General features: G+C 38.3%; 27 protein-coding genes and 1 riboswitch. Of the genes, 15 read left to right on the forward strand and 12 right to left on the reverse strand.

Annotation, left to right across the window (positions count from 1 at the left end; all coding sequences use genetic code 11):
- Positions 1-30: 30 nt before the first annotated feature.
- The 4 genes from DRF60_RS16045 (at position 31) to DRF60_RS16060 (ending at position 3,807) form a co-directional block, all read left to right on the forward strand.
- Positions 31-981, forward strand: coding sequence for an MlaD family protein (locus DRF60_RS16045; protein ID WP_116013012.1), 951 nt, complete (start codon positions 31-33; stop codon positions 979-981).
- A 7-nt stretch (positions 982-988) separates the two neighbouring features.
- Positions 989-2,329 (forward strand): 4Fe-4S dicluster domain-containing protein, encoded by a 1,341-nt coding sequence (locus DRF60_RS16050; RefSeq protein ID WP_116013013.1) that lies wholly within the window; start codon positions 989-991, stop codon positions 2,327-2,329.
- A gap of 100 nt (positions 2,330-2,429) precedes the next feature.
- Positions 2,430-3,215 (forward strand): (Fe-S)-binding protein, encoded by a 786-nt coding sequence (locus DRF60_RS16055; protein ID WP_116013014.1) that lies wholly within the window; start codon positions 2,430-2,432, stop codon positions 3,213-3,215.
- A 103-nt stretch (positions 3,216-3,318) separates the two neighbouring features.
- Complete coding sequence (locus DRF60_RS16060) at positions 3,319-3,807, forward strand: hypothetical protein (RefSeq protein ID WP_116013015.1); 489 nt, start codon at positions 3,319-3,321, stop codon at positions 3,805-3,807.
- Positions 3,808-3,827: 20 nt separating this feature from the next.
- Here DRF60_RS16060 and DRF60_RS16065 read toward each other — a convergent pair whose 3' ends face one another.
- Together DRF60_RS16065 and DRF60_RS16070 are read right to left on the reverse strand one after the other, a co-directional pair.
- The gene (locus DRF60_RS16065; protein ID WP_116013016.1) at positions 3,828-4,436 is read right to left on the reverse strand and encodes an acyltransferase; all 609 of its coding nucleotides are present in this window, start codon (positions 4,434-4,436) and stop codon (positions 3,828-3,830) included.
- A complete protein-coding gene (locus DRF60_RS16070; RefSeq protein ID WP_116013017.1) occupies positions 4,423-5,655 on the reverse strand; it encodes an oligosaccharide flippase family protein in 1,233 nt (410 codons plus the stop codon). Before DRF60_RS16070 ends, DRF60_RS16065 begins: the two co-directional genes overlap by 14 nt.
- Before the next feature lie 71 nt (positions 5,656-5,726).
- Between DRF60_RS16070 and DRF60_RS16075 the strand changes: the two genes are divergently transcribed.
- Both DRF60_RS16075 and serS read left to right on the forward strand, forming a co-directional pair.
- Positions 5,727-6,251: a hypothetical protein gene (locus DRF60_RS16075; protein ID WP_116013018.1), complete on the forward strand. Its 525-nt coding sequence runs from the start codon at positions 5,727-5,729 to the stop codon at positions 6,249-6,251.
- Between the two features lie 66 nt (positions 6,252-6,317).
- Positions 6,318-7,586, forward strand: a complete 1,269-nt coding sequence (serS, locus tag DRF60_RS16080; protein WP_116013019.1) for a serine--tRNA ligase — start codon at positions 6,318-6,320, stop codon at positions 7,584-7,586.
- Between the two features lie 74 nt (positions 7,587-7,660).
- Here the strand turns inward: serS and DRF60_RS16085 are convergent, their stop codons facing one another.
- The 10 genes from DRF60_RS16085 to DRF60_RS16130 all read right to left on the reverse strand — a co-directional run bounded on the left by DRF60_RS16085 (position 7,661) and on the right by DRF60_RS16130 (position 18,169).
- On the reverse strand, positions 7,661-8,437 hold the full coding sequence (locus DRF60_RS16085) for a hypothetical protein (protein ID WP_116013020.1): 777 nt from the start codon (positions 8,435-8,437) through the stop codon (positions 7,661-7,663).
- 80 nt (positions 8,438-8,517) lie between these two features.
- A complete protein-coding gene (locus DRF60_RS16090; protein WP_116013021.1) occupies positions 8,518-9,258 on the reverse strand; it encodes a hypothetical protein in 741 nt (246 codons plus the stop codon).
- A 16-nt stretch (positions 9,259-9,274) separates the two neighbouring features.
- Positions 9,275-10,030, reverse strand: coding sequence for a sulfite exporter TauE/SafE family protein (locus DRF60_RS16095; protein WP_116013022.1), 756 nt, complete (start codon positions 10,028-10,030; stop codon positions 9,275-9,277).
- Positions 10,021-10,473 (reverse strand): FixH family protein, encoded by a 453-nt coding sequence (locus DRF60_RS16100; RefSeq protein ID WP_116013023.1) that lies wholly within the window; start codon positions 10,471-10,473, stop codon positions 10,021-10,023. The genes DRF60_RS16095 and DRF60_RS16100 overlap by 10 nt, the downstream gene beginning before the upstream one ends.
- A gap of 56 nt (positions 10,474-10,529) precedes the next feature.
- Complete coding sequence (gene ccoG / locus DRF60_RS16105) at positions 10,530-11,984, reverse strand: cytochrome c oxidase accessory protein CcoG (RefSeq protein ID WP_116013024.1); 1,455 nt, start codon at positions 11,982-11,984, stop codon at positions 10,530-10,532.
- A 96-nt stretch (positions 11,985-12,080) separates the two neighbouring features.
- Positions 12,081-12,962 carry a cbb3-type cytochrome c oxidase N-terminal domain-containing protein gene (locus DRF60_RS16110; protein WP_116013025.1) on the reverse strand — a complete coding sequence of 294 codons (882 nt, stop codon included), beginning with the start codon at positions 12,960-12,962 and terminating at the stop codon, positions 12,081-12,083.
- 10 nt (positions 12,963-12,972) lie between these two features.
- On the reverse strand, positions 12,973-13,173 hold the full coding sequence (locus DRF60_RS16115) for a cbb3-type cytochrome oxidase subunit 3 (protein ID WP_111958529.1): 201 nt from the start codon (positions 13,171-13,173) through the stop codon (positions 12,973-12,975).
- A 16-nt stretch (positions 13,174-13,189) separates the two neighbouring features.
- Complete coding sequence (ccoN, locus tag DRF60_RS16120; RefSeq protein WP_116013026.1) at positions 13,190-15,451, reverse strand: cytochrome-c oxidase, cbb3-type subunit I; 2,262 nt, start codon at positions 15,449-15,451, stop codon at positions 13,190-13,192.
- 5 nt (positions 15,452-15,456) lie between these two features.
- Positions 15,457-15,684 carry a cbb3-type cytochrome oxidase assembly protein CcoS gene (gene ccoS / locus DRF60_RS16125; RefSeq protein WP_116013027.1) on the reverse strand — a complete coding sequence of 76 codons (228 nt, stop codon included), beginning with the start codon at positions 15,682-15,684 and terminating at the stop codon, positions 15,457-15,459.
- 109 nt (positions 15,685-15,793) lie between these two features.
- A complete protein-coding gene (locus DRF60_RS16130; RefSeq protein WP_116013127.1) occupies positions 15,794-18,169 on the reverse strand; it encodes a heavy metal translocating P-type ATPase in 2,376 nt (791 codons plus the stop codon).
- Between the two features lie 89 nt (positions 18,170-18,258).
- Between DRF60_RS16130 and DRF60_RS16135 the strand changes: the two genes are divergently transcribed.
- From DRF60_RS16135 to DRF60_RS16175, 9 genes are all read left to right on the forward strand, one after another.
- A complete protein-coding gene (locus tag DRF60_RS16135) occupies positions 18,259-18,972 on the forward strand; it encodes a Crp/Fnr family transcriptional regulator (protein ID WP_116013130.1) in 714 nt (237 codons plus the stop codon).
- A gap of 62 nt (positions 18,973-19,034) precedes the next feature.
- The gene (gene panB / locus DRF60_RS16140; protein WP_116013028.1) at positions 19,035-19,850 is read left to right on the forward strand and encodes a 3-methyl-2-oxobutanoate hydroxymethyltransferase; all 816 of its coding nucleotides are present in this window, start codon (positions 19,035-19,037) and stop codon (positions 19,848-19,850) included.
- Between the two features lie 3 nt (positions 19,851-19,853).
- Entirely contained in the window at positions 19,854-20,174 is a 321-nt protein-coding gene (locus tag DRF60_RS16145; RefSeq protein WP_116013029.1) for a hypothetical protein, read from the forward strand.
- 3 nt (positions 20,175-20,177) lie between these two features.
- Positions 20,178-20,855, forward strand: a complete 678-nt coding sequence (locus tag DRF60_RS16150) for an RluA family pseudouridine synthase (protein WP_116013030.1) — start codon at positions 20,178-20,180, stop codon at positions 20,853-20,855.
- A gap of 209 nt (positions 20,856-21,064) precedes the next feature.
- On the forward strand, positions 21,065-23,134 hold the full coding sequence (locus DRF60_RS16155) for an Ig-like domain-containing protein (RefSeq protein WP_116013031.1): 2,070 nt from the start codon (positions 21,065-21,067) through the stop codon (positions 23,132-23,134).
- A gap of 100 nt (positions 23,135-23,234) precedes the next feature.
- A riboswitch (TPP riboswitch) is annotated at positions 23,235-23,332 on the forward strand.
- Positions 23,333-23,389: 57 nt separating this feature from the next.
- Complete coding sequence (gene thiS, locus DRF60_RS16160) at positions 23,390-23,596, forward strand: sulfur carrier protein ThiS (protein ID WP_116013032.1); 207 nt, start codon at positions 23,390-23,392, stop codon at positions 23,594-23,596.
- 24 nt (positions 23,597-23,620) lie between these two features.
- On the forward strand, positions 23,621-25,432 hold the full coding sequence (gene thiC, locus DRF60_RS16165) for a phosphomethylpyrimidine synthase ThiC (RefSeq protein ID WP_116013033.1): 1,812 nt from the start codon (positions 23,621-23,623) through the stop codon (positions 25,430-25,432).
- Positions 25,429-26,019, forward strand: coding sequence for a thiamine phosphate synthase (locus DRF60_RS16170; RefSeq protein WP_116013034.1), 591 nt, complete (start codon positions 25,429-25,431; stop codon positions 26,017-26,019). Before thiC ends, DRF60_RS16170 begins: the two co-directional genes overlap by 4 nt.
- Positions 25,992-26,741, forward strand: coding sequence for a hydroxymethylpyrimidine/phosphomethylpyrimidine kinase (locus tag DRF60_RS16175; protein WP_116013035.1), 750 nt, complete (start codon positions 25,992-25,994; stop codon positions 26,739-26,741). The genes DRF60_RS16170 and DRF60_RS16175 overlap by 28 nt, the downstream gene beginning before the upstream one ends.
- Positions 26,742-26,743 lie beyond the last annotated feature (2 nt).

Here is a 26,743-nt window from a genome sequence, read left to right on the forward strand (position 1 = left end):
TATATTTGCTCATTAGAAAAAATTTAGCAAGTGAAGTTCAGTAAAGAATTAAAAGCTGGTGTGATTGCACTTTTAGCTATTGTAGGCTTTGTGTTGTTGTTTCAATTCATGAAAGGCAGAAGTCTTTTTACTACCGATAATATATTTTACGCAAAATACGATAATGTGGAAGGGCTGGCACAGTCATCTGCGGTTTCCATTAATGGCCTGAAAGTAGGTCAGGTCGATAAGATCATCCCTAGAACGGCAAAAGATGGAAAGATCAGTTTTGTCGTGAAAATTACGGTAGATGACAAATTCGAGTTTTCCAAAAATTCAACCCTTGAAATCTTTGAGCCCGGCCTGATGTCAGGAAAAGAAATGAGAGTGAATCTTATGTATGGCGGGCAGACTGCAAAAGATGGAGATACATTACAAGGCACTTTCAAACTGGGAACTTTGGGAAGTCTTTCTTCTCAGGTAGGTCCTGTTAAAGACCAATTACAGACTGTTCTGTACAGGGTAGACTCTTTGATGGCGAATGCAAACCAGGTAGTCAATGCACAAAACAGAGAAGAGATCAGAGCACTGCTTGCCAATCTTAATAAAACGGTAGGTGCTTTACAAACTACAGCTGGAAGTGTAAATACTCTTGTAGGACATAACGATCCTAAACTTCAGAAAGTACTTGATGATGCAAGCCTTACCATGCAGAGTGGGAAGGTGACATTAGATAAATACGGTAACCTTGCAGAAAGCATTGATACTAAAAAACTGAATGCAACAATTGCCAGTTTAGATGCTACCGTAGGAAAACTGAACCAGATAATAGCAGGAGTTGACAACGGACAGGGAAGCTTAGGAAAGCTAATGAAGGATGAGCAGTTATATAATAATCTGAACTCTGCCTCTAATAATCTGAATTCATTGATCGAAGATATGAAAGCAAACCCTAAGAGATACATCAATTTCTCGGTTTTCGGTAAGAATAATAAAGATTAATCACCTTATGCAGTACATCGATAACATCATTTTTCTGATCTTATTAATCGCAGGATTCGGGCTATTTGCCAAAAGCCTGCAAAAGATCTACAGAAATATCAGATTAGGAAGAGAAATCAACAGAAGCGACAGGAAAGCTGAGCGTTGGGAGACCATGGCGAGAGTGGCAATGGGCCAGAGCAAAATGGTAAAACGTCCTGTAGCCGGTATTCTCCACCTTTTTGTATATGTTGGGTTTGTTATTATCAATATTGAATTGATAGAAATTATTGTTGACGGGATCTTTGGAACTCACAGATTTTTGGCTTCCGTTTTTGGAGTTAGTTTTTACAACTTCTTTACAGCAACATTAGAAATACTGGCTCTTTTAGTCATAATTGGAGTTGTTGTTTTCTTTATCAGAAGAAATTTCTATGGAGTTAAAAGGCTTAATATGAAAGAACTTTTTGGCTGGCCTAAAAACGATGCCAACTGGATTTTAATCATAGAATTTGCTCTAATGGTAGCCTTCTTCAGCATGAATGCTTCAGAATCTGTTTTGCAGGCGAGAAATGCAGAAGGTTTTCATCATATAGGTTCTTTCCCGATTAGTCAAATGCTTTTTGTTCCATTCTTGGAAGTATTTAGTTTTGACAATGGTTTCTTGGTTTTTGTTGAAAGAAGTGCGTGGTGGTTCCACTTTGTGGGGATTCTTTTCTTTATGAATTATCTTTATTACTCAAAACACCTTCATATCATTTTGGCTTTCCCAAGCACGTGGTTTGCTAACCTTGATAAAAAAGGAAAATTCAATAACCTGGATTCTGTAACCAAAGAGATCAAACTGATGATGGATCCTAACGCAGATCCTTATGCCGCACCCGCTGAAGGCGAAACAGCAGATGTTCCGTCTAAATTTGGAGCAGAAGATATATTTGATCTTGACCAGGTACAGTTGCTTAATGCCTATTCCTGTACAGAATGTGGAAGATGTACCTCTGTATGTCCTGCCAATATCACCGGTAAAAAACTTTCGCCGAGACTGATTCTTATGAAGACAAGAGACAGACTCGAAGAAGTAGGTAGAAATATAGACAAAAACGGAAAATTCGAAGACGACGGTAAGAAGCTTTTGAATGATTATATTACCAAAGAAGAACTTTGGGCGTGTACTACCTGTAATGCATGTACTGAAGCATGTCCGGTATTGCTTGATCCGCTTTCTATTATTTTCGAAATGAGAAGATTCCTTGTGATGGAACAGTCCGCTGCACCTCAGGAGCTAAATCTGATGATGACGAATGTAGAAAACAATGCTGCTCCTTGGCAGTATAATCAGGCAGACCGTCTGAATTGGGCAAAAGATTAATATCTATTGTATTAAAATGTTCAAGTCATGTACAAAAGTATTTTAACTTGAAAATTTTAAAGTACATTTTACATTAATACAAAATACATTCTACAATTAAATGGATTTCAATATAAAAACAATGGCAGAATATGCTGCCGAAGGAAAATCCCCTGAAGTTTTATTTTGGGTGGGATGTGCAGGAAGTTTTGACGACCGCGCCAAGAAAATCACAAAAGCATTTTGCAAGATATTAAACAAAATAGGAGTTGAATTTGCAGTTCTGGGGCAGGAAGAAAGCTGTACCGGAGATCCCGCAAAAAGAGCCGGGAACGAATTTGTTTTCCAGATGATGGCCCTTACCAATATCGAGGTCTTAAATGCTTACGAAGTGAAAAAAATCGTTACGGCATGCCCTCACTGTTTCAACACCCTTAAAAACGAATACCCGAGTCTGGGGGGGCATTATGAAGTGGTACACCATACTCAGTTCCTGAAAACCTTAATGGAAGAAGGAAGGCTGAAGATCGAAGGAGGAGCATTTAAAGGAAAAAAGATTACTTTCCATGATCCTTGTTACCTGGGAAGAGCCAATAATGAGTATGAAGCTCCTAGAATTCTTCTTGAGAAGCTTGATGCAGAGCTTGTGGAAATGAAGCGTTGCAAAACCAACGGTCTGTGTTGTGGAGCAGGAGGTGCACAGATGTTCAAAGAACCTGAAAAGGGGAATAAAGACATCAATATTGAAAGAACGGAAGAAGCATTGTCTTTCGAGCCAAAAGTCATTGCTACAGGATGCCCTTTCTGTAATACGATGATGACAGACGGTGTAAAACATTTCAATAAAAATACAGAAGTAGCTGTAAAAGATATTGTAGAACTTCTTGCAGAAGCTGAAGATCTGTAAGTACTACATAAAGGACCAGGAAAAACTCAGGCTCATGCCTGGGTTTTTATTGATTATAAACTCAGGAATATTTCTTAATTTTATACTTTAAAATAGAAAGGATATGAAAATTGAAGAATCCAGTATAGTAGAAACCAGCGACTACAGAGTCATTATATACCCCGCATCAAGACCTTTTGAAACAAAGGAAGCAAAAGCAATTACTGAAAAACTGTTCGATTTCCTTGCGACTTGGGCGGCACATGGAAAACCGCTTGATTCATCCTTTAAAATCGAGAAGAATCAGTTTATTGTGGTATGTGTAGATGAAGAGAAAGAAATGGCTTCAGGCTGCAGTATTGATGCCCTAGGAAAGATTATGCGTGAGATTGATGAAGAATACCAGCTTGGGCTTTTCGACAGAATGAAAGCGAGTTTTGTACAAGACGGACAGGTAAAGACATTGAAACTTCAGGATTTTAAATCTCAACTGAGAAGCGGTGAACTGCCGAAAGATATCCAGGTTTTTGACTTCTCTAAAAATACCTACCTGGACTTTTTAAGCCACTTTTTACTGCCATTGGAAAAAAGTTGGGCGGCAGGTATTGTTTAAACGGATATAAAAACAATTGATCAGAACTTTAGATTGAGGCCTTCAGGCAGTTTTCGGTTGAAAACAGTCTTTGTAAAGTCTTCAATGTAAGGTTCTTTTTGTTTAATAACCTTACAGGGATTTCCTACTGCAATTGAATTGGAAGGGATATCTTTAACCACGATAGAGCCTGCGCCGATCACTACATTATCACCTATTTTTACCCCCGGAAGGATTACGGAATTAGTCCCTACAAAAACGTTATTACCAATAATGATCGGTCCGCATTCATCATGAATACTGTGATCATTATGATTGTGGTTGGCAGATATCAGGGAGGTTCCCGCCCCGAAACCTACGTTATTCCCAATAATAATACCATTATTGGCCTGGATATAAATATTGGGATTATCGCCCGGATCACATAGAATTCCCTTTTTAATTTTCTGATAGCTCCTGATTTCCGAAGTAAAATGTACAGGCCAAGGTACTTTTCCGTTAATCCTCAATATTTTTTGTGGTATTAGATAAGTGAAAAAAAGCACGTGAGGAAGCAGGTAGTCATACTTTTGGCGATAATATTCAGGATAGAAAAAATTATTAATTCTATGGAAAATCTGGTATTCAATAAATTTTTTAATAGGATTCATTTTTCTTCAAAATAAGCATGATGTAAAAATACAAAAATCCATACCCGATAAACAAAAATCCCGAAAAAATCCCCACCAGATAACTGACTCCCATTTCCTTTCCGATAAAAATGGCAGCTATATTGGCCAAGAAAAGATAAATATTAAAAACCAACGCGACATTGTTCCTTTTTATGATGGTTAGAATGTCCGAAATGGGATTGATAAGACTTCGGGTAAGATATCCGAAGGACATTAGGAAAATAAAAAGTCCAAGATGTTCCCAGTTTTTATTGAAGAACATTTTAAGAATGGGAACCCCAACCAAATTAATAAGAATATAAAGTGCGAAAATGATGTAAAAATTCATCAGACTCATCTTCTTGGTATATGCAAACAACTCATTTCTGCTTTTGTCCTTGTTATTGATCTCTGTAGCTCTTGGATAGTAGACTGTAGCAATAGATGAAGAAATCAAAAGAAGAGGAACAGACATTATTTTTACAGCCAAAGAATATTCTCCAAGCAGCGAATCTGCAAAATAAAGTGATATCAGGATCGGCATGATATTGTTTCCTAAGGCATTAATCAACGTGGAAGGATAGGAATATTTAAAAAGCTCCGGCCTTTTCTTCGCATTGGCAATATAGCGAATCACATCAGGCATTACAAAATATTTCCTTGAATAATAGAGGGCAACAAGAAAAGCAGCAACATATCCAATAAGGCTACCTATTACAAGTCCGTTTTCAACTTTAATAAATACAAATAATACCTGAAACAGAAAGCTCACCAAAGAATCCACGATCGTTAATACAGAAACCAGCTTGAAATGCTTCTTCTTGGCCAGCAAAAACTTTGCATTATTCGTAAATAAATAGATGAATCCTGTGAAGATTCCAAGAAATAAAATGTTTTTCGGGATGTCAAAAGGAATAAATACCAAAAGGAAAGCCAGGAACATGACTGCCGCTGAAACTATACCCGCTGCACTGAAATTATTATTCACATCCTCGTCGTTGCCTTCAAGCATAATCATATGTTCCTGTGCAAGGCTCAAAACAACAGTGAATATACTCATGATACTCAAGTAGATGCTGAAGATGCCATATTCCGAAGAACCGTAATATTTTGCCAGCAAAAGCCCTCCGATCACCAAAACAAACTTGGAAATAAAATTTCCTTTAAAGATGGTGGTGATGTGGCTGCTATTTAATCTTTTGAGTTTGTTTAAAAACATGGTAAAATATTACGAGAACAAATATATAATTATACATTTGCATAAAAAAGATTATTGAAAATTAACGGAAGATGAAATTCAAACTGAATCATATTTTAATATTTAAACTTATAGCTATCCTATTTTTAACGGTTTCATGCGGAAGCGATGACGATTCTTTACAGAGAATTGATCAGATTCTGAACATCTATATAAAAAACAGTGCGGGGCAGGATCTGCTGAACGCAAAAAAGACAGGTTCCTATTCTTCCTATGCGGTTAATGACGCTTTTGGTGTTGCGGACGTGGCTCCAGTATCTGTACCCCTTAAAATGACTACAGATTCTATATATTACTTTGAGTATTTACGGGGTGCAAAAAGAAGAACACTGGACTCATTAAGTCCCGATAACAGAACTTATCATTCCAAACTGGCATTCGCATTGAGCAGAACAGAGAACAATGCGGTGATAACTACTATTGATTCAATGGAAATCAAATATCGCTGGACACCGTCGGTATTCCAGGTTTCTGAGGTTCTTTACAATAATCAGGTAGTATTTACAAAATCTGCAGATGCACCCAATGCTATAAATACCATTACTATCATAAAATAATTTAAATTTGCAAAACTGTTAGCTTAGTATTTTAAGTTAACATCTAATATTTAACATCTAAATAAAATGTTACAAGTCAATTTTTTGCGCGACAATAAAGAACGCGTTTTAGAAGGTCTTAAAAAAAGACAATTCAAGAATCTTGGTTTGGTAGACGACGCTGTTGCTACTGACGACGAAAGAAAAAGAATCCAGTTTGAATTAGATTCCCAGCTTTCCGAGATCAACAAAATCTCCAAAGAAATTGGACTTTTGATGAAAGAAGGAAAGAAAGAAGAAGCGGAGTCTGCAAAATCTAAAACAGCACAATTCAAAGAGTCGAGTAAAGAACTGCAGTCCCAATTAGATGCAACAGAAAAAGCTTTACTGGATATTTTATACCAGATTCCAAATGTTCCGTTTGAACTAGTAAAAAGCGGATCGTCTGCAGAAGACAACGAGAATATTTTCCAGTCTCACGATGTGGAAGGGCTTGGAGAAGGAGCGATCCCTCACTGGGAGCTTGCCAAAAAATATAATCTGATCGATTTTGAGCTTGGGGTGAAGATCGCCGGTGCCGGATTCCCTGTTTACCTGGGTAAAGGAGCAAGACTTCAGCGAGCCCTGATTCAGTATTTCTTAGATAAGAACATTGAAAAAGGATATATGGAGGTCAATCCTCCTCACGTTGTGAATGAAGCTTCAGGCTACGGAACGGGGCAGCTTCCTGATAAAGAAGGGCAGATGTATCATATTGGCCTGGATGACCTGTATTTGATTCCTACGGCAGAAGTTCCTGTAACCAACCTTTATCGTGATGTTCTGTTAGAAGAAAGAGATCTTCCGATTAAAAATACAGCATTTTCTCAGTGTTATAGAAGAGAAGCAGGAAGTTACGGAGCTCATGTAAGAGGTTTGAACCGTCTTCACCAGTTCGAAAAAGTGGAGATCGTAAGACTTGAAAAACCCGAAAACTCTTATGCTGCCCTGGAAGAAATGGTAGAACATATTAAAGAGATCCTTACAGATCTTGAACTTCCATTCAGGGTGTTGAGGCTTTGTGGCGGAGATACCGGTTTTGCAGCCGCAATGACCTATGATTTTGAAGTGTGGAGCGCTGCGCAGGAAATGTGGCTTGAGGTAAGCTCTGTATCTAACTTTGAAACCTTCCAGTCTAATCGTTTGAAATGCCGTTTCAAAACAGAAGGAAAATCTCAACTTGTGCATACCTTAAACGGTTCTGCAATGGCTCTTCCAAGAATTATGGCTGCGTTGCTTGAAAACAATCAGACAGAAGAGGGAATCAGGATTCCTAAGAAGATTGCAGAATATGCAAGATTTGATCTGATCAACTAGAATAATATTTCTATATAATTAATAATCCCCTTTCAGCTTTGGAAGGGGATTATTGTTGATTGTTAAAAATTGAATTATTCTGTAGTAATAACCACTTTTTTATCTTTATTGGCAAGATTTTTACCGTCCACAAGATCATTGGATCTTACGATAATCTCGACTGTTTTGTTATCAACCTGCTTTACGAAGTCATGTTTTCCTTCAATGTTTTTGATCGGTTTCTGAAACTTCAGGGTATTGGTGAATGTAAGATTAAACATTCTGAGCATTCCAGCCATTCCTGAAGCCATTTGTTTTCCATATGCTTCAATAGAATCGCTTTTCGTTTTAGGAACTGTTTTTTCTCCTGATTCTTTTTCCTCCAGCATTTTAAGAATACCATCAGAATTGAATTTATCAGTATTAATAATCAAAGATTTACCATCCCAGACTGCAATGTCCTGTAAAGGGATCTTTTTCAGGCGTTTGTCGCTAGCCAAAAACTGGGTGATTTCCGCGGGCATAAGCTTATCATATTTGAGAGAAAGACCAACGATCTCGTTTTTATCTTTATCCACTTTCATATAAACTTTTTTCAGCACTTTGGCCGAATCTTCATTAAGCGTTACTTTTCCGTGCTTCTGGACATTATAAAGACTTGTCCAGTCGGTAGGCAGCTTATCAAGATCATTCAGTTTCTTTGAATCTGTGCCTATCATGCTCATCATGCCCATTACGCTTTTATCCATCAGGATATTAGACTGCATACTGGTTGCGGCATCTTTATAATAAGTAGTTTCTGTATTGATAGAGCAGGACTGTAATAGCATAAAAAGAATCACTGCCCATAATAACTTAATATGTTTAGCCATTGTTAAAAATTTTACTGTTTTCTAATGTATTACAAAACAGATACCAACCAAAAAACGGACTGAAATTTTCAGCCTGTTTTTTATTCTGTAACAATCACAATTTTTTTATCGGAATTTTTAAATTTAGCTTCTTTATCGTACATGGTTTTGAGATTGTAATCTATTTTAATGGTGTGATTATCGATCTGCTTCAACCAGTCATGTTTCCCTGTGATGGATTTTATTTTGTTTTCAAACTTCAGGGTTGTTCCTATGCTCTTAAAGAACATGGTGATCATTCCTTCAACCTTTTGAACTTCATCTTTTGAAGTTTTACTTCTGAGAGTCTCTTCAATATTTTTAAGATTGAAATTTTCTGTATTGATGGTCAGAGTTTTTCCGTCCCAATTATTGAAGATATTCTGATCCAAAGGAAGCTTTTCCTTTTTGTTATAATTGCTGAGCATCTGATAATCTGTCTGCGTGAAGTGTTCCAGCTTTAAAGAAAGACCAGCCGGCTCATTATTTTCTTTATTGGACTTCATAAAGATCTTTTTCATGAGCCTGATAGAATCCGGATCTTTAGTTTCCTGCTTTCCATCCTGCTTTTGAATATCAAGAAGGCTTGTCCAGACCGTTGGAAGCTTATCCATTTCTCCAAATTCTTTCTTCTGTTGCAGAGAGTCAGGAGTCATGGCCTTCATTTCTGAAATGAATTCTCTCATGTCGATATCTGTAACAGAAGTGGAGGAGGCATCTTTGTGATAAACAATTTCGGAGTTGATAATACACGATTGCAGAACAAAAGCAGCTGCAATGAGTAAAAGAAATATTTTTTTCATGGAATAAATTAGTTTATTAATGACAGTTAGCCGAACTATGATCGTGTCCTTCGATATGGCAGTTGCCGTTGTGATCTTTAGAAATCGTCATGGCTTCAGCTCTTGGTGAGATATAGGGAATTCCCAGTTCAAGGCCCCTCAGAATGAATAATCCGCCTAAAATAATCATGATGACAGGAACTGCTTTCAAAATTTTAATTCTGAAAGCCTGATTCATGAGATTCCCGGCTAAAACTACCGCAAACATGAATGGAAGTGTTCCAAGTCCGAATAAAGCCATATATGAAGCTCCCTGCCATATTCCTCCGGCGGCAAGGCTTGCTGTAAGAGCCATGTAAACCATTCCGCACGGAAGAAAGCCGTTAAGAAGCCCTGTTGTGAACCTTGAGCGATAATCTGCTTTCTGCAGCAGTCTTCCTAAATTCGACTTTACTGAAAAGAGAAATTTAGAAAGAAAAGGAATCTTGGAGGCAAAATCTTTTCCACCAAACGAAAACAAAGCCATAATAATCAGAAGAATCCCCGCAATGACCGTAAGGTACTGCTGGAAGCCCGCCATTTCAAAACCTTCTCCTACAATTCCCAGAACGGCCCCCAATAAAGAGTAAGTGAAGATCCTGCCAAACTGATAGGTTAAATTCTGAAGATAGAAATTGGTAGCCTGTTTCTTAGTCAATCCCATCGATAAGGCAATAGGTCCGCACATTCCGATACAGTGAAAGCCGGAAGCAAATCCTAATGCAATTGCCGATAAAATGAGTCCTATTTCCATATCACATCATAATCCATTCTATAGTCTGCTTTGTCTTTCGTCCACATCAGTCTTAGAGTATAATTTCCTGCTTTTAATACCTGTCCCGGTATAAATATAGATTGAGCGGCATCAAGCTGTACAGATTTTTTTATGTCCAAATTCTGGTCATCGGTTCTGTTTAAAACAAATTTTACCGTAGTATTGGTATTATTATTTTCTTTTGGAAAAGTAATCTTAATCCCGTTCTTTTCCTGGCTGTAAACAGGCTTTTCCTGTAAATCGTCTGCTCTTTTCTTAGCATCAATTACATCCTGGTACTTAAGTTCCTCCTCGTAATAATTATCGGTTACCATTTCAGAATTCTTCTGCCCGTTCGGGAAAAGAAACAGCATGGATAATATAAAAGCAATAAATGCAAATAATGCAATGACTACACCGTGTCCCCAACTAAAGTTTTTCATTTCTTCCGGTTTTTTTATCTGTTTTGAACCTCATGATTTTTATAGAGGTTTTTTAATTAAAATTGAAGTTTGAATGGTCCCTCAAAATACGTCTGGTAAGAATCTACAAGATTACCTTTCATATCATATACGCCGATGGTTATATTTTGTTTTGAAAGCTTCATATCATCTTCCGGGAAACTGATATTGATAGTTCCTTTCGAAATTTTATCCCTCTCTACCTGAATTTTGCTGGATGCACTGTAGGTGATCTCACCGTGAGCAGGCTCAAGAACTTTTATCGTTACAATTTTCTTGTCATTGGTTTTATTAAGGAATGTATAATTGTAAGTATTGGTAATCTTGCCGTCTCTTACAAAGAATGTACTTCCAGCCGGCTTAATGAATTTAGCCTCCATTTCTCCTCTGCTGTAGAGAAGGAATCCAAGGAATCCAACCAATAAAACAAGAACCACCGCAAACCCTTTCATCCTTCCTGTAAATTTGAATTCAGTCTGGTTTTCAATTTCATTTTCCGATGCATATCGGACCAGTCCTTTTGGAAGACCTACCTTTTCCATTACTTCATCACACGCGTCAATACATGCGGTGCAGTTTACACATTCCAGCTGCTGCCCGTCCCTGATGTCAATTCCTGTAGGACAAACAACCACACACTGATGGCAGTCGATACAGTCTCCTTTTCCCGCAGCCTTACGGTCTTCGCCTTTTCTCCATTTCGATCTGTTTTCCCCTCTTTTAAAGTCGTAGAAAACATTAATAGTATCCTTATCAATTAAAACCCCCTGAAGTCTGCCGTATGGGCAAACCAGTGTACAAACCTGCTCTCTGAACCATGCAAATACAAAGTAGAATGCAGAAGTAAACAATATCATGACGATAAAATTGGTAGGATGAGCAAAAGGGCCTTCAGATATAATTCTTAATATTTCCTCATACCCTACAATATACATCAGCATAAAGTGGGTGATAATTAAGGAAATAACAGCATAGACTGTCCATTTCAAACTTCTTTTCCATATCTTCTCGCTGTTCCACTCCTGTCTGTCCAGCTTCATCTGCCTGTTTCGGTCACCTTCAATAAGATATTCAATTTTACGGAAGATAGATTCCATAAAAATTGTCTGAGGACATATCCACCCGCAGAAAATTCTTCCGAATGCAATCGTAAAAATGATGATAAATATTAAGGATGCGATAGCACCTAAAGTAAGGATAAAAAAGTCCTGTGGATAGAAAGGCTGTCCGAAAATGAAAAACTCCCTATCGATAACATTAAACAAAAAGAATGGGTTGCCATTGATTTTGAGGAATGGTACTGTAAAATAAATAATTAATAAAGCATAACTTACAATGTTTCTATAATTGGTATATTTCCCTTTTGGTTTTCTCGGAAATACCCATTTTCTCTTACCGGATTGCTCCATTGTCCCGATAGAATCTCTGTAAGTTTCAGGATCCAGAACCTGGCCCTGTCCACCTCGTACTTCTATTTCTTCTATGTCTGACATTTGTAATATGTTTTAAAAAAGAAAAAACATAATTCGTTACTATTTTAATCTAATAACAAATTATGTTTTTTTCATATGTTTCTAATTTTTTTAAAATTATTCTTTTTCCCAATGCGCTTCGGTTCCCTGAGGAGCTGCTCCTCCCTGAGCCTGCGTCACTGGTGGTTGTTCCTGATTGATATGATAGACATACGCTGCAATCTTTTCGATCTCTGCACCTGAAACTTCTCCGTTCTTACCGAATGCTCTCATTGAAGGGTTAGTAGGAGAACCATTCCAGTCCATGTGGAAAACGTTTTTAAATAGAGTTTTCTCCGGCTGATTGATCCAGTAATTGTCCGTAAGGTTTGGACCAATACCACCACTTCCGTCTTCTTTGTGACAAGAGGCACAGTTGGTTTTGAATAGTTCTTTTCCTTCTGCGATATTGTCAGCAGAGTATTTTGCTGTTTCTATAGTTACAGGGGGCTGTTCAGCTTCATATTTTGCAATGCTGGCCATCTGCTCTTTATATTCCTGCTCATATTCACTCAACGGGTGTGCGAAATCTGTGAAGGAATAAGCCGCGATATATACAATACAAAAAGCAGTCCCGAAATAGAATAAACCTACCCACCATTTTGGAAGCTGGTTATCCAATTCCATAATCCCATCAAAACCATGGTCGATAAGGATGTCCTTTTCTTCTGTAGCAGACTGTTTTTTGAATGCACTGTCGTACATTCTTCTTAAGAAAGGAACTTTCTTTTCTGCCAGATAAGCTGCTCTTTCTTCCGGAGATAGTTTTTTGAATTTATTATTTTCAATCAAATCTCCAATAGCACTGTGGATGTATGCTAAAATAGCACTGATCACAACAGTTCCCCAGAAGTAAGGTGAAGCTAGGAACGAGTAGCTCTGTACAAACAAATAATAAAAAACTATTAAAAGTCCAGTTATTATTAAAATGTTTACAACAACAGGTGTTCTTTGTTTCATAATAAATAGTTTAATTTTTTAAATTAAAATCGTCATCCTCGTCATCCCCAAGTGGAGCTTCTTCTTCCTCTTTGTAATATTTTTTAGGCCTGCTAAAAACATAGATTACCAGAGCTATGAAGAACAGCATAAAGAAAATCAGAGCCAGCGTCTGGTAGAGACCAGCGTTTTCTGTATTGGATAATATATCTTTAAAGTTCTGAGGAATCATGTGAACCTTTTAATGTTTAGTTAGTACTTGCTGTTTTTATTTCTGTAGTCTTGATATCTGTACCTAATCTCTGAAGATAAGAAATAAGAGCTACGATCTCTTTTTTCTCCAATTCTCCCTGAGGTCTCTTAGCATAAGCTAACTTAAGGTCATTAGCTTCAGAGAAGATGTCCTGTACGATCTTTGTTGCCTGGTTGTCTGCCCATTTGTTTGCAGAATCTATTTCAGCTTTCGTATAAGGAACTTCAAATGTATTCTTCATCAGCTTCATTTTGTCTACCATCTTAGATCTGTCCAGGTTGTTAGCAATTAGCCAAGGGTAACGAGGCATGATAGACCCTGCTGATGTAGATCTTGGATTATACATGTGTTTGTAGTGCCAAGAACTTGGGTTTTTACCTCCTTCTCTATGTAAATCCGGTCCTGTTCTCTTAGAACCCCAAAGGAATGGTCTGTCGTATACAAATTCTCCCGCTTTGGAATACTGTCCGTTTTTACCGTTGAATCTTGTAATCTCATCCCTGAATGGTCTGATCATCTGAGAGTGACAGGCATTACATCCTTCACGGATATAAATATCTCTACCTTCCAGCTCAAGCGGTGAATATGGTTTTACAGCTGAAATTGTAGGTACACTTTTCTTAAGAGATAGTGTAGGGATAATTTCAATTGAACTACCTATGGAAATAGTGATGAAAGATAAAATACCTAATAATAACGGCATTCTTTCAAGCCATAAGTGAGTCCCTTCACCTTCTTTACGTTTGTTTCCAATGTTAGCCAATGCAGGTGCTTCAGCAGGAACTTCTTTCTGGAATGAACCTTTTCTTACTGTAGCGATTACGTTAACGATCATTAGGATGGATCCGGAAATATAGAATATACCTCCTAAGAATCTCATTTTAAAGTAAGGAATGATCGCAGTTACCGTATCCAGCCAGTTTTTGTACATCAAAGTACCGTCCGGGTTGAATTGTTTCCACATCAAACCTTGTGTGAATCCTGAAATATACATGGGTACTGCATAGAAAATAATTCCTAATGTCCCTAACCAGAAGTGCCAGTTAGCTAATTTTACAGACCAAAGTTTTGTTCTCCACATAATAGGTACCAAATAGTAGATAACCCCGAATGCCATGAAACCATTCCATCCAAGAGCTCCTAAGTGTACGTGACCGATAACCCAGTCTGTAAAGTGACCAATTTTGTTGATGTTTTTAGTTGCCAAAAGCGGACCTTCGAATGTTGCCATACCATAGCATGTAACAGCTACAACGAAGAACTTAAGGATAGGGTTTTCCCTTACTTTATCCCAAGCTCCTCTCAGCGTAAGAAGACCATTTAGCATCCCTCCCCAAGACGGTGCAATAAGCATGATAGAGAAACCTGTTCCCACAGCTTGAGCCCATGCGGGAAGAGCTGTATACTGAAGGTGGTGAGGACCAGCCCAGATATATACGAAAATTAATGACCAGAAGTGAATAATAGACAGTTTATAAGAGAAAACCGGTCTGTCTGCTGCCTTCGGAAGGAAGTAATACATCAAACCAAGAACCGGAGTCGTCAGTACGAATGCAACGGCATTGTGACCGTACCACCACTGTACAATTGCATCTTTTACCCCTGCATATGCTGAATATGATTTCCAGCCAGTGAAAGATAATGGAACTTCAAGGTTGTTGAAGATGTGAAGCATTGCCACAGCAATCCACGTACCGATATAGAACCATATAGCTACATAAAGGTGTCTTACTCTTCTTTTTGCAATCGTCAGGAACATGTTGATCCCGAAAATAATCCATGAGAATGCAATCAATATGTCGATCGGCCATTCGTGTTCAGCATATTCTTTTGAAGTATTGATCCCCATAAAGAACGTAATGAACGTAGCAACGATCATAAACTGCCAAGTCCAGAAATGTAGCCAAGATAATGTATCACTGTACATTCTTGTTTTTAATAATCTCTGTAATGAGTAATAAATACCGGTATAAACGATATTACATACAAATGCAAAGATCACGGTATTGGTATGAAGCATTCTGATTCTACCAAAACCAAATGCACCTTGAGTGTTTATTAACCCTTGGATATTGCCTGATGTAAGACTTTTGATGGTTGTATCATCTGTACCGAATAAAAATTCCGGCAATTCCGGGTAGAAAAGCATTAATGCCGCCGTAAGCCCGAACGTAAATCCTATAAGACCGAAAACTAAGGTCGCATAAAGGAACGCACGGACAATACTGTTGTCATAACTAAACTTTTGTGTTTCCATATCAACTATTCACTTTTTTCTTCAATTTTATTATTTTCTCCTATTTTTTTCTCGTCTTTATCTTTGTTGCCTTTTTCGTCCTTTTCCTTGATTTCTCCATTATCAAAAAGGATCCTGACAGCAGGAGATTCGTCATCTTCAAACTGTCCTTTTCGGGCATACACTATAAATACGACCAAGAAAATCGCAGCTAAAGAAACACTGCAGAGGATCATTAAATATAGAATATCCATTGGACAACAAAATTAACCTATTTTCGGGGTTCAAATTTAGTGAAAAATAATGACATTCATCACGAAATGCGGATTTCAGCTAATTTAAAATCAGTCTAAATAAGGGCTTCTACACCTGTTTTTTGAAATGTTTCCGGCCCAAAATCCAGGTGGAAAGAGTGGTGAATGCAACCACAGTGATAGAACTGATTGGCATGATGATTGCTGCGAAGAGCGGATGCATCTGGCCTGTAACTGCGTAACTTAAACCAACGATATTGTATAGAAAACTGATTATGAATGTCATTTTTACAATAGTAATCGATCCTTTGCAGACATTCAGGTAATTATCTAATGCCACTACTTTATCACCATTCATGATCACATCAGAAGAAGGTGTAAAGCTGTTCGTGTCATCTGCAATGGCGATTCCTACATTACTTTGCTTCAGTGCTCCGGCATCATTCAGTCCGTCTCCCAGCATAGCCACTTTCATGTTCTGATCCTGAAGATTTTTGATGTAATTAAGCTTGTCTTCCGGGCTTTGGTTGAAAGCCATTCCTTGGTATGTAGGGATAAGTTCTTTAAGCTGGTTTTCCTCGGAAGAGTTATCACCGCTCAGAATAAATATTTTATAGCTGGTAAGCTTTGTGAATAGTTCCTTTAATTTCGGGCGGTACTCATTCTTAAAGATGAATTTACCCAAAAAATCACCGTTTTTGCTAATGTATACGGCTGTTTCAAGGTTTTTAGGCTCTTGATTATTATAACGGGCGGAACCAATTTTATAACCATTTCCCCTTACACTGGCTTCATATCCTTTTCCGGAAATCTCACGGAAATTCTCAACAGGGAAATAGTCGTCATTGTCCTCAATAAATTCATACAGAGATTTAGAAAGCGGATGGTTAGAATTCTTTAATAAGGTTTTGATATTCAGACGGTCAAATTCATTAATTTCAGAGCCTTCATATCTGACATTTGATTTTTTTCTGTGAGTGATGGTTCCTGTTTTGTCAAAAACAAGAGTGTCAAGTTTGGCAATTTTTTCAATGGTTAGAGTATCTTTTACGTAAAATTTATTACGGCCCAAAATTCTCATAATATGGCCAAAAGTAAATGGTGCAGATAGTGCCAATGCACAAGGACAGGCAATAATAAGAATGGCTGAGATAACCTGGAACATAATTTTAAGATCAATAAATGCCCAGTAAATTCCTGAGATTAATGCAATACCTAAAATGATGAATGTAAAATATTTACTGACGTTATTGGTCAGTGTGTCAAGGCCTGTTTCGTGCTTCTTGAATGCTTCCTTATTCCAGAGTTGGGTCAGGTAACTTTGATCAACATCTTTAATCACCTCAAGTTCCAGTGAAGAACCGATTTGCTTACCTCCCGCAAAGATTTTATCACCCGGCTGTTTGCTGATGCTTTCACTTTCTCCGGTGATAAAACTGTTGTCTATATTTCCTTCACCGTTAATCAGGATAGCGTCAACGGGAATGATTTCCTGGTTTCTAACCAAAATCCTGTCTCCTACTTTAATTTCAGAAAGAAGAATGTTGTCCTGCTTTCCTTCAAAATCTACTTTGGTAACTGCGATAGGGTAGAATGATTTATAATCTCTGTCGTAGGATAAGGCACTATACGTTCTTTTCTGGAAAATTTTCCCCATTAGCATAAAGAAAAGCAATCCACACAAGGTGTCAAAATACCCAGGGCCATAATCTGTAACCACTTCGTAAATACTTCGTCCGAAAAGCACAAAAATCCCCAGGACAATCGGAACATCGATGTTGACGATCTTATTTTTCAACCCATACCAGGCAGATTTGTAATAATCTGAAGCAGAATAAAATACAACAGGACATGCTAAAAGGAACATCAGTGTTCTGAAGAGTCCTTTGTAATGCTCCATCCAGTAATCCTCACCACCTACATATTCAGGGAAAGCTAGGAACATTCCGTTTCCAAATGCAAAACCGGCAATTGCAAATTTTATAAGAAGAGATTTGTCAAGATGATCTACGTTTTTATCAGCGGTTTCAAGGCTGATAACGGGTTTATAACCAAGATTGGTTAAGAAATTAGCTAGTTCGCTTAATTTTAGCTCGTTATGATTGAATGAAATCTGTAAGGTCTTTCTGGTGAAATTTACCTGAGAGTAATTGATGTGCTCATTCAGGGTATGTAGGCTTTCCAGAAGCCATATGCATGAAGAACAGTGTATTACAGGAATTTTAAAAGTAACAAGACTTGTTTTTCCTTCCGAGAAATCAGTGATTTTTTCAAAAATTTCCGGAGTATCAAGATATTCAAATTGAGAAGAGCTCTCATCGGGACGGATTCCGGCTCTTTTGTTAAGCTCATAGAAATTGGTTAAATCATTGAGATTCAGAATTTCGTAGACAGACTTGCAGCCATTGCAGCAGAAAGTCTTTTCATCAAATAAAATTCGCTCCTTTTCTATACCTTGACCACAATGAAAACAGTTCTCGCTCACCACCATAATATATTGAACTACAAAATTATAACAATTTTTTTTGTTTATCGCGTTAAAAAGTTCTATTTTTGTGATAAATGTCATATAAAATGTCGCAGGAACAACAGATTGCAATTGAAGAGAGGTTCGCCAGAGTTTTTAATGATAAATCATTTAAGGAAAGACTTTCTAGCACTGATTTTGAAAAATATATTAACAGCAAGAAAAAATTAAGTTTTCAGAAGCACGATACCATTTTCGAGGACGGGGAAATACCAAAAGGAGTGTACGTTTTAGAAAAAGGAGCGGCCAAGCTTTCCAAGTCCGGAGCTTTTGGAAAAGACCAGATCTTAAGATTTATCAAAGAGGGGGATATTATCGGCTATCGTTCATTGCTTTGCGGGGAAAATTTCCAGGCAAAGGCTGAGGCTATGACGGATATTGAATGCATATTTCTTCCGGCAGATGTTTTCATGTATCTCCTGGAAGTAGATCCACAGCTTTCTTTTGCTATGCTTCAGAAAATCTCTTATGAACTGGGAGAATCATCCAATACCATTACCTTCCTTGCACAAAAGACAGTAAGAGAGAGACTGGCAGAAATCCTGATTCTTCTGGAACAGAAATTAGGAGTAGATCCTGAAGGATTTATCAAAATTTCGCTCACCAGAGAAGAAATTGCCAACATCATCGGTACTGCTACAGAAAGTGCCATCCGTTTGATCTCTGAATTCAAACAGGACAGTCTCATAGAAGTAGACGGAAGAAACATCAAAATTTTGAACCACGACAAACTGATGAAACTAGGTCACGTAGTTTTATAACAATCATACAAAAACTTAAGTCGGCGAAAGCCGACTTTTTAACTTTTAAAAATAGATACATTATGTCTGTTCACTCTGAAATTAAAAAGGTTACGACTGAAACCTTGCGGAAAATGAAATTCGACAAGGAAAAAATAACAATGCTTACTGCTTACGACTTTACCACTGCAAAAATGGTAGATGCCGGAGGTGTTGATGCTATTTTGATAGGAGATTCTGCTGCTAATGTGATGGCTGGTTTTGAAACGACTTTGCCAATTACTCTGGATCAGATGATTTATCATGCTCAAAGTGTTGTTCGTGGAGTCGACAGAGCTCTTGTGGTAGCAGATCTTCCGTTCGGGACCTACCAGAGTAATCCTGAGAAAGCATTGGAGTCAGCAGTAAGAATGATGAAGGAAGGTGGGGCCCATGCCGTAAAAATTGAAGGAGGAAAAGAAATTTCAAAATCTATAAAGAAAATTATCAATGCCGGAATTCCTGTAATGGGGCATTTGGGATTGACGCCGCAGTCTATCTATAAATTCGGAACCTATAAAGTAAGAGCTAAAGAAGAAGCAGAAGCAGAAAAGCTGATCAGTGACGCACAGCTTTTGGAAGAATTAGGGTGTTTTTCTATCGTGTTAGAAAAAATTCCTGCTGATTTAGCTAAAAAAGTATCAGAAAGTATTTCTATTCCGACGATTGGTATTGGAGCAGGAGCTGACTGTGACGGACAGGTTCTTGTCTACCACGATATGGTGGGAATGAACAAAGGTTTCAGTCCGAAGTTTTTAAGAAGATATCTTGATCTCTATACAGAAATTACAGGTGCGGTTGCCCAATATGTAAAAGATGTGAAAAATGTTGAATTCCCTAATGAAAATGAAAGCTACTAATTGATGAATCAACAACAATCACTTCAGGGAATCTTATCCATCGCAGCAATCATATGTATGGCGGTAGGCTGGTTCAATTTATTCTCCCCGGAAATCAACGAACTTCTCTCCAGAAAAGTCTTTTATGTATTGATAGGAGCAAGTTTCTTCGTTCAGGCACCTACGCTTCCCAATAAAAACTTCATGTATGGTATGTATGCGGCGGCGGCACTTTGTGTAATCGGGGCATTTTTACCGGCAGATTCTAAACTTTCAATGCTTAAAACAATAGGTCTTCTTGGAGGAATTGTTATTTCTTTGACTAACAGACCAAGGCGTTCGTAATGTATGGAAGAGCAGATTGTATATGAAGATAACCATCTTCTGGTGGTTAACAAAAAAGTAGGACAGCTTGTTCAGGGCGATAAAACCGGCGATGAATCTTTGCTGGAGTCCCTTAAGAATTTTATCAAAAAAAGAGATGCTAAGCCGGGAAATGTTTTTCTCGGTTTGGTTCACCGTATAGACCGCCCGACTTCGGGTCTGGTTATCTATGCTAAAACTTCCAAAGCACTTTCCCGCCTTACCCAAATGGTGAAAAACAGGGAAGTGAAAAAAACATATTGGGCTGTTGTGGGCAAAGAAATGATCCCTCCGAGCCAGAGGCTTGTTCATTACTTAAAAAAGAATGAAAAGAATAATAAAGCCATTGTTTTTCCAAAAGTAACTGAAGGGGCAAAAGAAGCAATTTTAACTTATCATATGGTCAAGACTTTAGATAATTACATGCTTCTTGAGATTGATCTGGAAACCGGAAGGCATCACCAGATCCGGGCTCAGCTGTCAAAAACCGGAGTTCCTATAAAAGGGGACCTGAAATATGGAGCACCACGCTCCAATCCGGATGGGGGAATTAATCTTCATGCAAGAAAACTGGAATTTATTCATCCTGTTACCAAAGAAAAGATAGAAATTACAGCTCCCGTTCCGCAGAATGATGCCATCTGGAGAGCCTGCGAAGAATAAAAATCTGATCCTGCATATTTGCAGGATTTTTTCTTTTGCTGATTAAAATACTGAATTTATCGATGTTTATTAGTTTGGTGTTCTTCTATAATATATGACAAATTTACCTATTTTAATTATATTTAATATAAATTACTCAGTGAATTCTGTTTTTTATTTAATTTTTTGTAAAAATCAATATCTTAGTTGGGAATTTAATCCAATCCCATATGAAACATTTTTACAATTTTTTTTCTCAGGGAAGAGAAAAAATAAACTATTTAAAAATTGCCTTATTCGGTTTTACCGCTTTGCTTACGGGCAGCACTTTAGTATCAGCACAGGTAAGTGCTTATAGTTTTGCCCAGTCTTCCGGAACCTATACTCCCATTGTAGGGACTGCATTGGCGGATGCCACCGGCAATACTTCGGCAACCAATCTTAACAGTAGTGTTTATCCTTTAACCCTGCCGTTCGATTTTGTATTTAACGGAACGTCGTACAATGCATTGAATGTGTCAACGAACGGATTTATTACTTTTGGTACAACAGCTCCGGGTACAACCACCACCACCCCAATATCAAGTACTACAGGCTATGACGGGGCAGTTTCTGTTTTTGGAAGAGATATAAGCAGTTTTTTTGATATAGCTGGAGCCACAGGCAATATAAGTTGGGAAATAATGGGCTCGGCCCCCAACAGGGAAGCTGTTATACAATGGAAAAACTTCAGGCCCAACAGCAGTACCTCTACAACTGCGGCATATGCCTTTTCATTTCAGATCCGTTTAAAGGAAACCTCGAATACTATTGAAATGGTTTATAGCAGCGGGACTTATTTAGTAGGAAGTACAACTGTTTCAGGAACAGCTCAGATTGGGCTGAGGGGCACTTCCTCAGCTGATTTTAATACCCGGCTTAATGCCACAACACTGGAATTTATAAACTCTACCGCAGGAACAGCAAATAACAGCACACAGGCATTCAATACAGCTAACTCAATTCCGGGAATGCCTTCTGCAGGGTTAATGTATATCTGGACACCGCCAACATGCTATGCTCCATTGGGACTTACAGCAGGCACAACCACCAATAACAGTGCTTCCATATCCTGGACCGCTTCTCCATCAGCTCCATCAGGATATGATATTTATTACAGTACTTCCAATACACCACCAACATCTTCTACAGCACCTACTAATCCAAATGTTTCGGGGATGTTTGCTTCCATAGGATCACTGGCACCTTCTACAGTATATTATATCTGGATCAGATCAAATTGCGGAGGAGGAGATACAAGTGTATGGTCGCTTCAGCCTATACAGATTGTAACACAATGTCTGCCACCGGCAATTCTTACAACTGCTGGTGCTACTGTTTGTCCTAATCAGACTGCAACATTGTCAGCTACAGCAGATACCGGAGCATCTATAACCTGGTATGATGCTCCTACGGCGGGAAATGCAGTAGGCACAGGACCGAGCTTTACAACACCTGTCTTAAGCAGCACAACACCTTATTATGTAACTGCTTCAACAGGAGGTACGTCTTCAACCGGAATGGCGAATGCTATATCTACATCAGGTTATACTCAGGATGCAGGTCTGCTTTTCGATGTTTATTCTACTGTTACTATTAATGGGGTGTATGTATATCCAATGGGTACGGGAGCAGGAACTGTAGAAATTGCTTTACAGGATGGCAATGTTTCCCCTGCTGTGACATTACAGACAATTACGGTAAACCTGAACGGTTCTGCAGCTCCCTATGTAAAGACTTATGTTCCTTTGAATTTTACAATTCCACCGGGAAGCAATTATAAATTAATGATGCTGACAAGGTCAGGCAGTGTGTCCGGATTGGTAAGAGAATCCGGGGGGACCTGGGGTAGCTATCCATTTACGGTGCCGGGAGCATTATCTATAACAGCCGGGAACCTTACCGGAAATAGCGCTACAGCATCTTATTATTATTTCTATGACTGGCAGATCAGCAGTAAATGCGAAAGCGCAAGAACAACCGTTACTGCAACAGTGGACAGCATGTGTTTAAGTACATCCGAAGTGAATGCTAGAAATCAGATGAAAGTATATCCTAATCCATTTAAAGATATCATAACCATTACTGATATTGAAAAAGTAAAATCTATTCAGGTTTTTGACAGTGCAGGAAGAATGATAAAAATTATTGATAATCCATCTCAAGAAATCTATTTAGGGGAATTGAAATCAGGATTATACATTCTAAATCTGACTATGAAAGACGGAAATATTGCTCACGTAAAAGCGATTAAGAAATAAATTTTTAAGTAAAAAATTAAAAGCCCGGAGTTTTAAACAGCTCCGGATTTTTGTTTTTGAGACTTAGATTTTGCCTGTTCTGAAAAAATACCTACCTTCGTCATAACTTTAGGGGTGTCTGTAAACATACAGACTGAGACTTTACCCTTTGAACCTGATCTGGATTATACCAGCGTAGGGAAAAGTAAATGACTTTACTGTACATTCTATTGTGCAATAACGGCCATTCCTAAAGTATATATAAAATAATTAGGAATGGAAATTACAATCAACCACACTACGAAAACATTTGAAGTACTTCCGGATAATCTGGAAGCGCTGATGGCTATGGAAATCCCCGGAAAGAAAAAAGGGATAGCTGTGGCTCTCAACAACCGTATTATTCCATTGTCCGCCTGGACAGAAACAATCCTTAAAGACAAAGATTCAGTTTTAATCATTACTGCCACTCAGGGCGGTTAATTCACTTAATAATACAAAAAACTTATGGCTCATTCAATCACCTGTTCACCATTTCCGAACGCCAGGAAAATTTATGTTGAAGGAAAAATACATCCTATCAGCGTAGCAATGCGCGAAATTTACCTAAGTCCCACAAAACTTAGCAGCGGAACTTTGGAAGATAACCCGCCGGTTACTATTTATGATACTTCGGGGCCCTATACCGATGAAAATGCATCCATTGATATCACAAAAGGACTTCCACGAATCAGGGAGCAATGGATACTGGGAAGAAAAGATGTGGACATTCTGAGCGGAATCACTTCGGAATACGGGAAAGCTCGTCTTGCAGATTCCCGCCTTGACGAACTGCGTTTTGCATATGATCACAAACCAAAGGTAGCTAAAGAAGGATCCGAACTCACCCAGCTTTATTATGCAAAACAGGGAATCATTACCCCTGAAATGGAATATGTAGCGATCAGGGAAAATCAACGGATCGAGCAGCTGGAAACAGTATCTAAAGAAATGTCATTTCAGCATCCCGGAAACAGTTTCGGTGCCAACACTCCGAAAAGCAGGATAAGTCCTGAATTTGTAAGAGATGAAATTGCTGCAGGAAGAGCAATCATCCCAAATAATATCAATCACCCGGAGAGCGAGCCAATGATCATTGGACGTAATTTTTTGGTTAAAATTAATGCCAATATCGGAAACAGTGCTGTTTCATCAAGTATTGAAGAGGAAGTAGAGAAAGCGGTGTGGGCCTGCCGTTGGGGTGCAGATACCATTATGGACCTTTCTACAGGGAAAAATATCCACGAAACAAGAGAATGGATCATTAGAAATAGTCCGGTGCCTATTGGTACCGTTCCAATTTATCAGGCTTTGGAAAAAGTAAAAGGAGTTCCCGAAGATCTGACATGGGAGGTTTTCAAAGATACTTTAATTGAACAGGCAGAACAGGGTGTTTCATACTTTACTATTCATGCCGGGGTTTTATTGAGATATATCCATCTTACCGCAAAAAGAGTTACAGGAATTGTTTCAAGAGGGGGGTCCATCATGGCGAAATGGTGTCTCTACCATCATAAAGAAAACTTTTTGTATACCCACTTTGAAGAGATTTGCGAGATCATGAAGAAATATGATGTGGCTTTTTCTCTTGGGGATGGTCTCCGTCCGGGATCTATTGCGGATGCTAATGATGCTGCCCAGTTTGCAGAACTTGAAACTTTAGGTGAACTGACCAAGATCGCATGGAAACACAACGTACAAGTGATGGTGGAAGGGCCGGGCCATGTACCCATGCACATGATCAAAGAAAATATGGAGAAGCAATTGAAAGAATGCCATGAAGCTCCATTTTATACTTTAGGACCTTTAACGACAGATATTGCACCGGGTTACGACCATATCACTTCGGGAATCGGAGCAGCTATGATTGGTTGGTTCGGATGTGCGATGCTGTGTTATGTAACCCCGAAAGAACATTTGGGTCTTCCCAACAAAGAAGATGTAAAAGTTGGAGTAATCACTTACAAATTAGCGGCACACGCGGCAGATTTGGCGAAAGGTCATCCTGGAGCACAATACAGAGACAACGCTTTAAGTAAGGCAAGATTTGAATTCAGATGGGAAGACCAGTTCAATCTTTCACTGGATCCGGATACGGCAAGAGCTTATCATGACGAAACGCTGCCGGCAGAAGGAGCTAAAATAGCTCACTTCTGTTCTATGTGCGGTCCGAAATTCTGTTCCATGAAGATTACCCAGGAGATCAGGGATTCTGCAGAAAAAGGCATGTTGGACAAATCCCAGGAATTTATTGAAAAAGGAAAAGAAATTTATATATGATCCTGGTTATCACTCCCGAAACAATGGTTCAAAATGAGACGGATATTATCAATCAGCTGTTTCAGGAAGGATTGGACCTGCTTCATATAAGAAAACCAATGATAAGCCGGGAAGAAATGAAAAATTTCCTGTATGGTATTGATGAGGAATTTTATTCCCAGTTGGTATTACACGGATATGATGATTTGGGGAAGGATCATCATATTTCCCGGTTTCATTTCAGAGAAACAGACCGGAATGCTGGGATTTATAAATCTCATGTCGGGAAAAACATTCTTTCCACTTCGGTTCACGGTATGGAGACCTATAATGCGTTGGGAAAAGAATGGGAGTATTCATTTTTCAGTCCCGTTTTTCCAAGTATTTCTAAAAAAGGTTACGGTGAAGAATTAACAGTCATGGGACAGATAAAATACAGAGCTAATCAGAACGTAAAATTAATTGCACTGGGAGGAATTAACGAAAGTAATATCTGTAAAGTGTTTGAAAACGGAGCAGATGGAGCAGCACTATTAGGTGCGGTTTGGGAAAGTGATCAGCCATTAAATACATTCAAAAGATGCAGAAAGAACGCCCTTTCACAATGAGTATCGCAGGATTTGATCCCTCAGGAGGAGCAGGTCTCTTATCAGATATAAAGACATTTGAGCAGCTTGGTGTAATGGGATTAGGCGTATGCACTGCAATGACCGTTCAGACAGCCTCTACATGTTTAAATATAGAATGGTGTCCATTAGACGAAATAATGTCATCGGTAACGGTTTTGATGAAAGATAATCCGGTTCAGGCTGTAAAAATCGGGATAGTAAAAGATGCTGTGTTTCTGGAAAAAATTATAGAAACTGTACAGTACCATAGTGACGGGGTAAAAATCATCTGGGATCCTGTATTAAAAAGTACTTCAGAGTTTTCTTTTTTTGACCTGGAAACCTTATCTCTTTTGACGGATGTTTTAAAAAAAATTGACCTTATCACACCCAATTATAATGAATACAGTGTTTTACAGGAACACAATCTTTTAAATCAAAACCGGAATTCTTGTGCTGTACTGGTCAAAGGTGGCCACAGAAATGATAAAGTAGGTACAGATATCCTGATCTGGGACGGAAAAGAAATTTCATTGAAACCAAATACAGATGAATTCTATAAATTTTATCCAAAACATGGTTCGGGTTGTGTGCTGTCTTCAGCAATTGCAGGTTGGTTGGCAAAAGGAGAAAGTCTGGAAGGTGCCTGCAGAAAAGGAAAATTATATATCGAGAAATTTTTAAAAAGCAACCCCTCTTTATTGGGTTTTCATTCAGTTTAATC

The organism is Chryseobacterium elymi, assembly GCF_003385495.1.
Taxonomy (GTDB): Bacteria; Bacteroidota; Bacteroidia; order Flavobacteriales; family Weeksellaceae; genus Chryseobacterium; species Chryseobacterium elymi.

Coding starts and splice junctions, on each gene's coding strand:
- ccoS (WP_116013027.1), bottom strand. CDS start 15,684: ATGGATATTCTATATTTAATGATCCTCTGCAGTGTTTCTTTAGCTGCG.
- DRF60_RS16110 (WP_116013025.1), bottom strand. CDS start 12,962: ATGAAACAAAGAACACCTGTTGTTGTAAACATTTTAATAATAACTGGA.
- DRF60_RS16115 (WP_111958529.1), bottom strand. CDS start 13,173: ATGATTCCTCAGAACTTTAAAGATATATTATCCAATACAGAAAACGCT.
- DRF60_RS16070 (WP_116013017.1), bottom strand. CDS start 5,655: ATGTTTTTAAACAAACTCAAAAGATTAAATAGCAGCCACATCACCACC.
- thiS (WP_116013032.1), top strand. CDS start 23,390: ATGGAAATTACAATCAACCACACTACGAAAACATTTGAAGTACTTCCG.
- serS (WP_116013019.1), top strand. CDS start 6,318: ATGTTACAAGTCAATTTTTTGCGCGACAATAAAGAACGCGTTTTAGAA.
- DRF60_RS16150 (WP_116013030.1), top strand. CDS start 20,178: ATGGAAGAGCAGATTGTATATGAAGATAACCATCTTCTGGTGGTTAAC.
- DRF60_RS16060 (WP_116013015.1), top strand. CDS start 3,319: ATGAAAATTGAAGAATCCAGTATAGTAGAAACCAGCGACTACAGAGTC.
- thiC (WP_116013033.1), top strand. CDS start 23,621: ATGGCTCATTCAATCACCTGTTCACCATTTCCGAACGCCAGGAAAATT.
- DRF60_RS16175 (WP_116013035.1), top strand. CDS start 25,992: ATGCAGAAAGAACGCCCTTTCACAATGAGTATCGCAGGATTTGATCCC.
- DRF60_RS16075 (WP_116013018.1), top strand. CDS start 5,727: ATGAAATTCAAACTGAATCATATTTTAATATTTAAACTTATAGCTATC.
- DRF60_RS16135 (WP_116013130.1), top strand. CDS start 18,259: ATGTCGCAGGAACAACAGATTGCAATTGAAGAGAGGTTCGCCAGAGTT.
- DRF60_RS16065 (WP_116013016.1), bottom strand. CDS start 4,436: ATGAATCCTATTAAAAAATTTATTGAATACCAGATTTTCCATAGAATT.
- DRF60_RS16100 (WP_116013023.1), bottom strand. CDS start 10,473: ATGAAAAACTTTAGTTGGGGACACGGTGTAGTCATTGCATTATTTGCA.
- ccoN (WP_116013026.1), bottom strand. CDS start 15,451: ATGGAAACACAAAAGTTTAGTTATGACAACAGTATTGTCCGTGCGTTC.
- DRF60_RS16050 (WP_116013013.1), top strand. CDS start 989: ATGCAGTACATCGATAACATCATTTTTCTGATCTTATTAATCGCAGGA.
- DRF60_RS16090 (WP_116013021.1), bottom strand. CDS start 9,258: ATGAAAAAAATATTTCTTTTACTCATTGCAGCTGCTTTTGTTCTGCAA.
- DRF60_RS16170 (WP_116013034.1), top strand. CDS start 25,429: ATGATCCTGGTTATCACTCCCGAAACAATGGTTCAAAATGAGACGGAT.
- DRF60_RS16085 (WP_116013020.1), bottom strand. CDS start 8,437: ATGGCTAAACATATTAAGTTATTATGGGCAGTGATTCTTTTTATGCTA.
- panB (WP_116013028.1), top strand. CDS start 19,035: ATGTCTGTTCACTCTGAAATTAAAAAGGTTACGACTGAAACCTTGCGG.
- DRF60_RS16145 (WP_116013029.1), top strand. CDS start 19,854: ATGAATCAACAACAATCACTTCAGGGAATCTTATCCATCGCAGCAATC.
- DRF60_RS16055 (WP_116013014.1), top strand. CDS start 2,430: ATGGATTTCAATATAAAAACAATGGCAGAATATGCTGCCGAAGGAAAA.
- DRF60_RS16155 (WP_116013031.1), top strand. CDS start 21,065: ATGAAACATTTTTACAATTTTTTTTCTCAGGGAAGAGAAAAAATAAAC.
- ccoG (WP_116013024.1), bottom strand. CDS start 11,984: ATGTCAGACATAGAAGAAATAGAAGTACGAGGTGGACAGGGCCAGGTT.
- DRF60_RS16095 (WP_116013022.1), bottom strand. CDS start 10,030: ATGGAAATAGGACTCATTTTATCGGCAATTGCATTAGGATTTGCTTCC.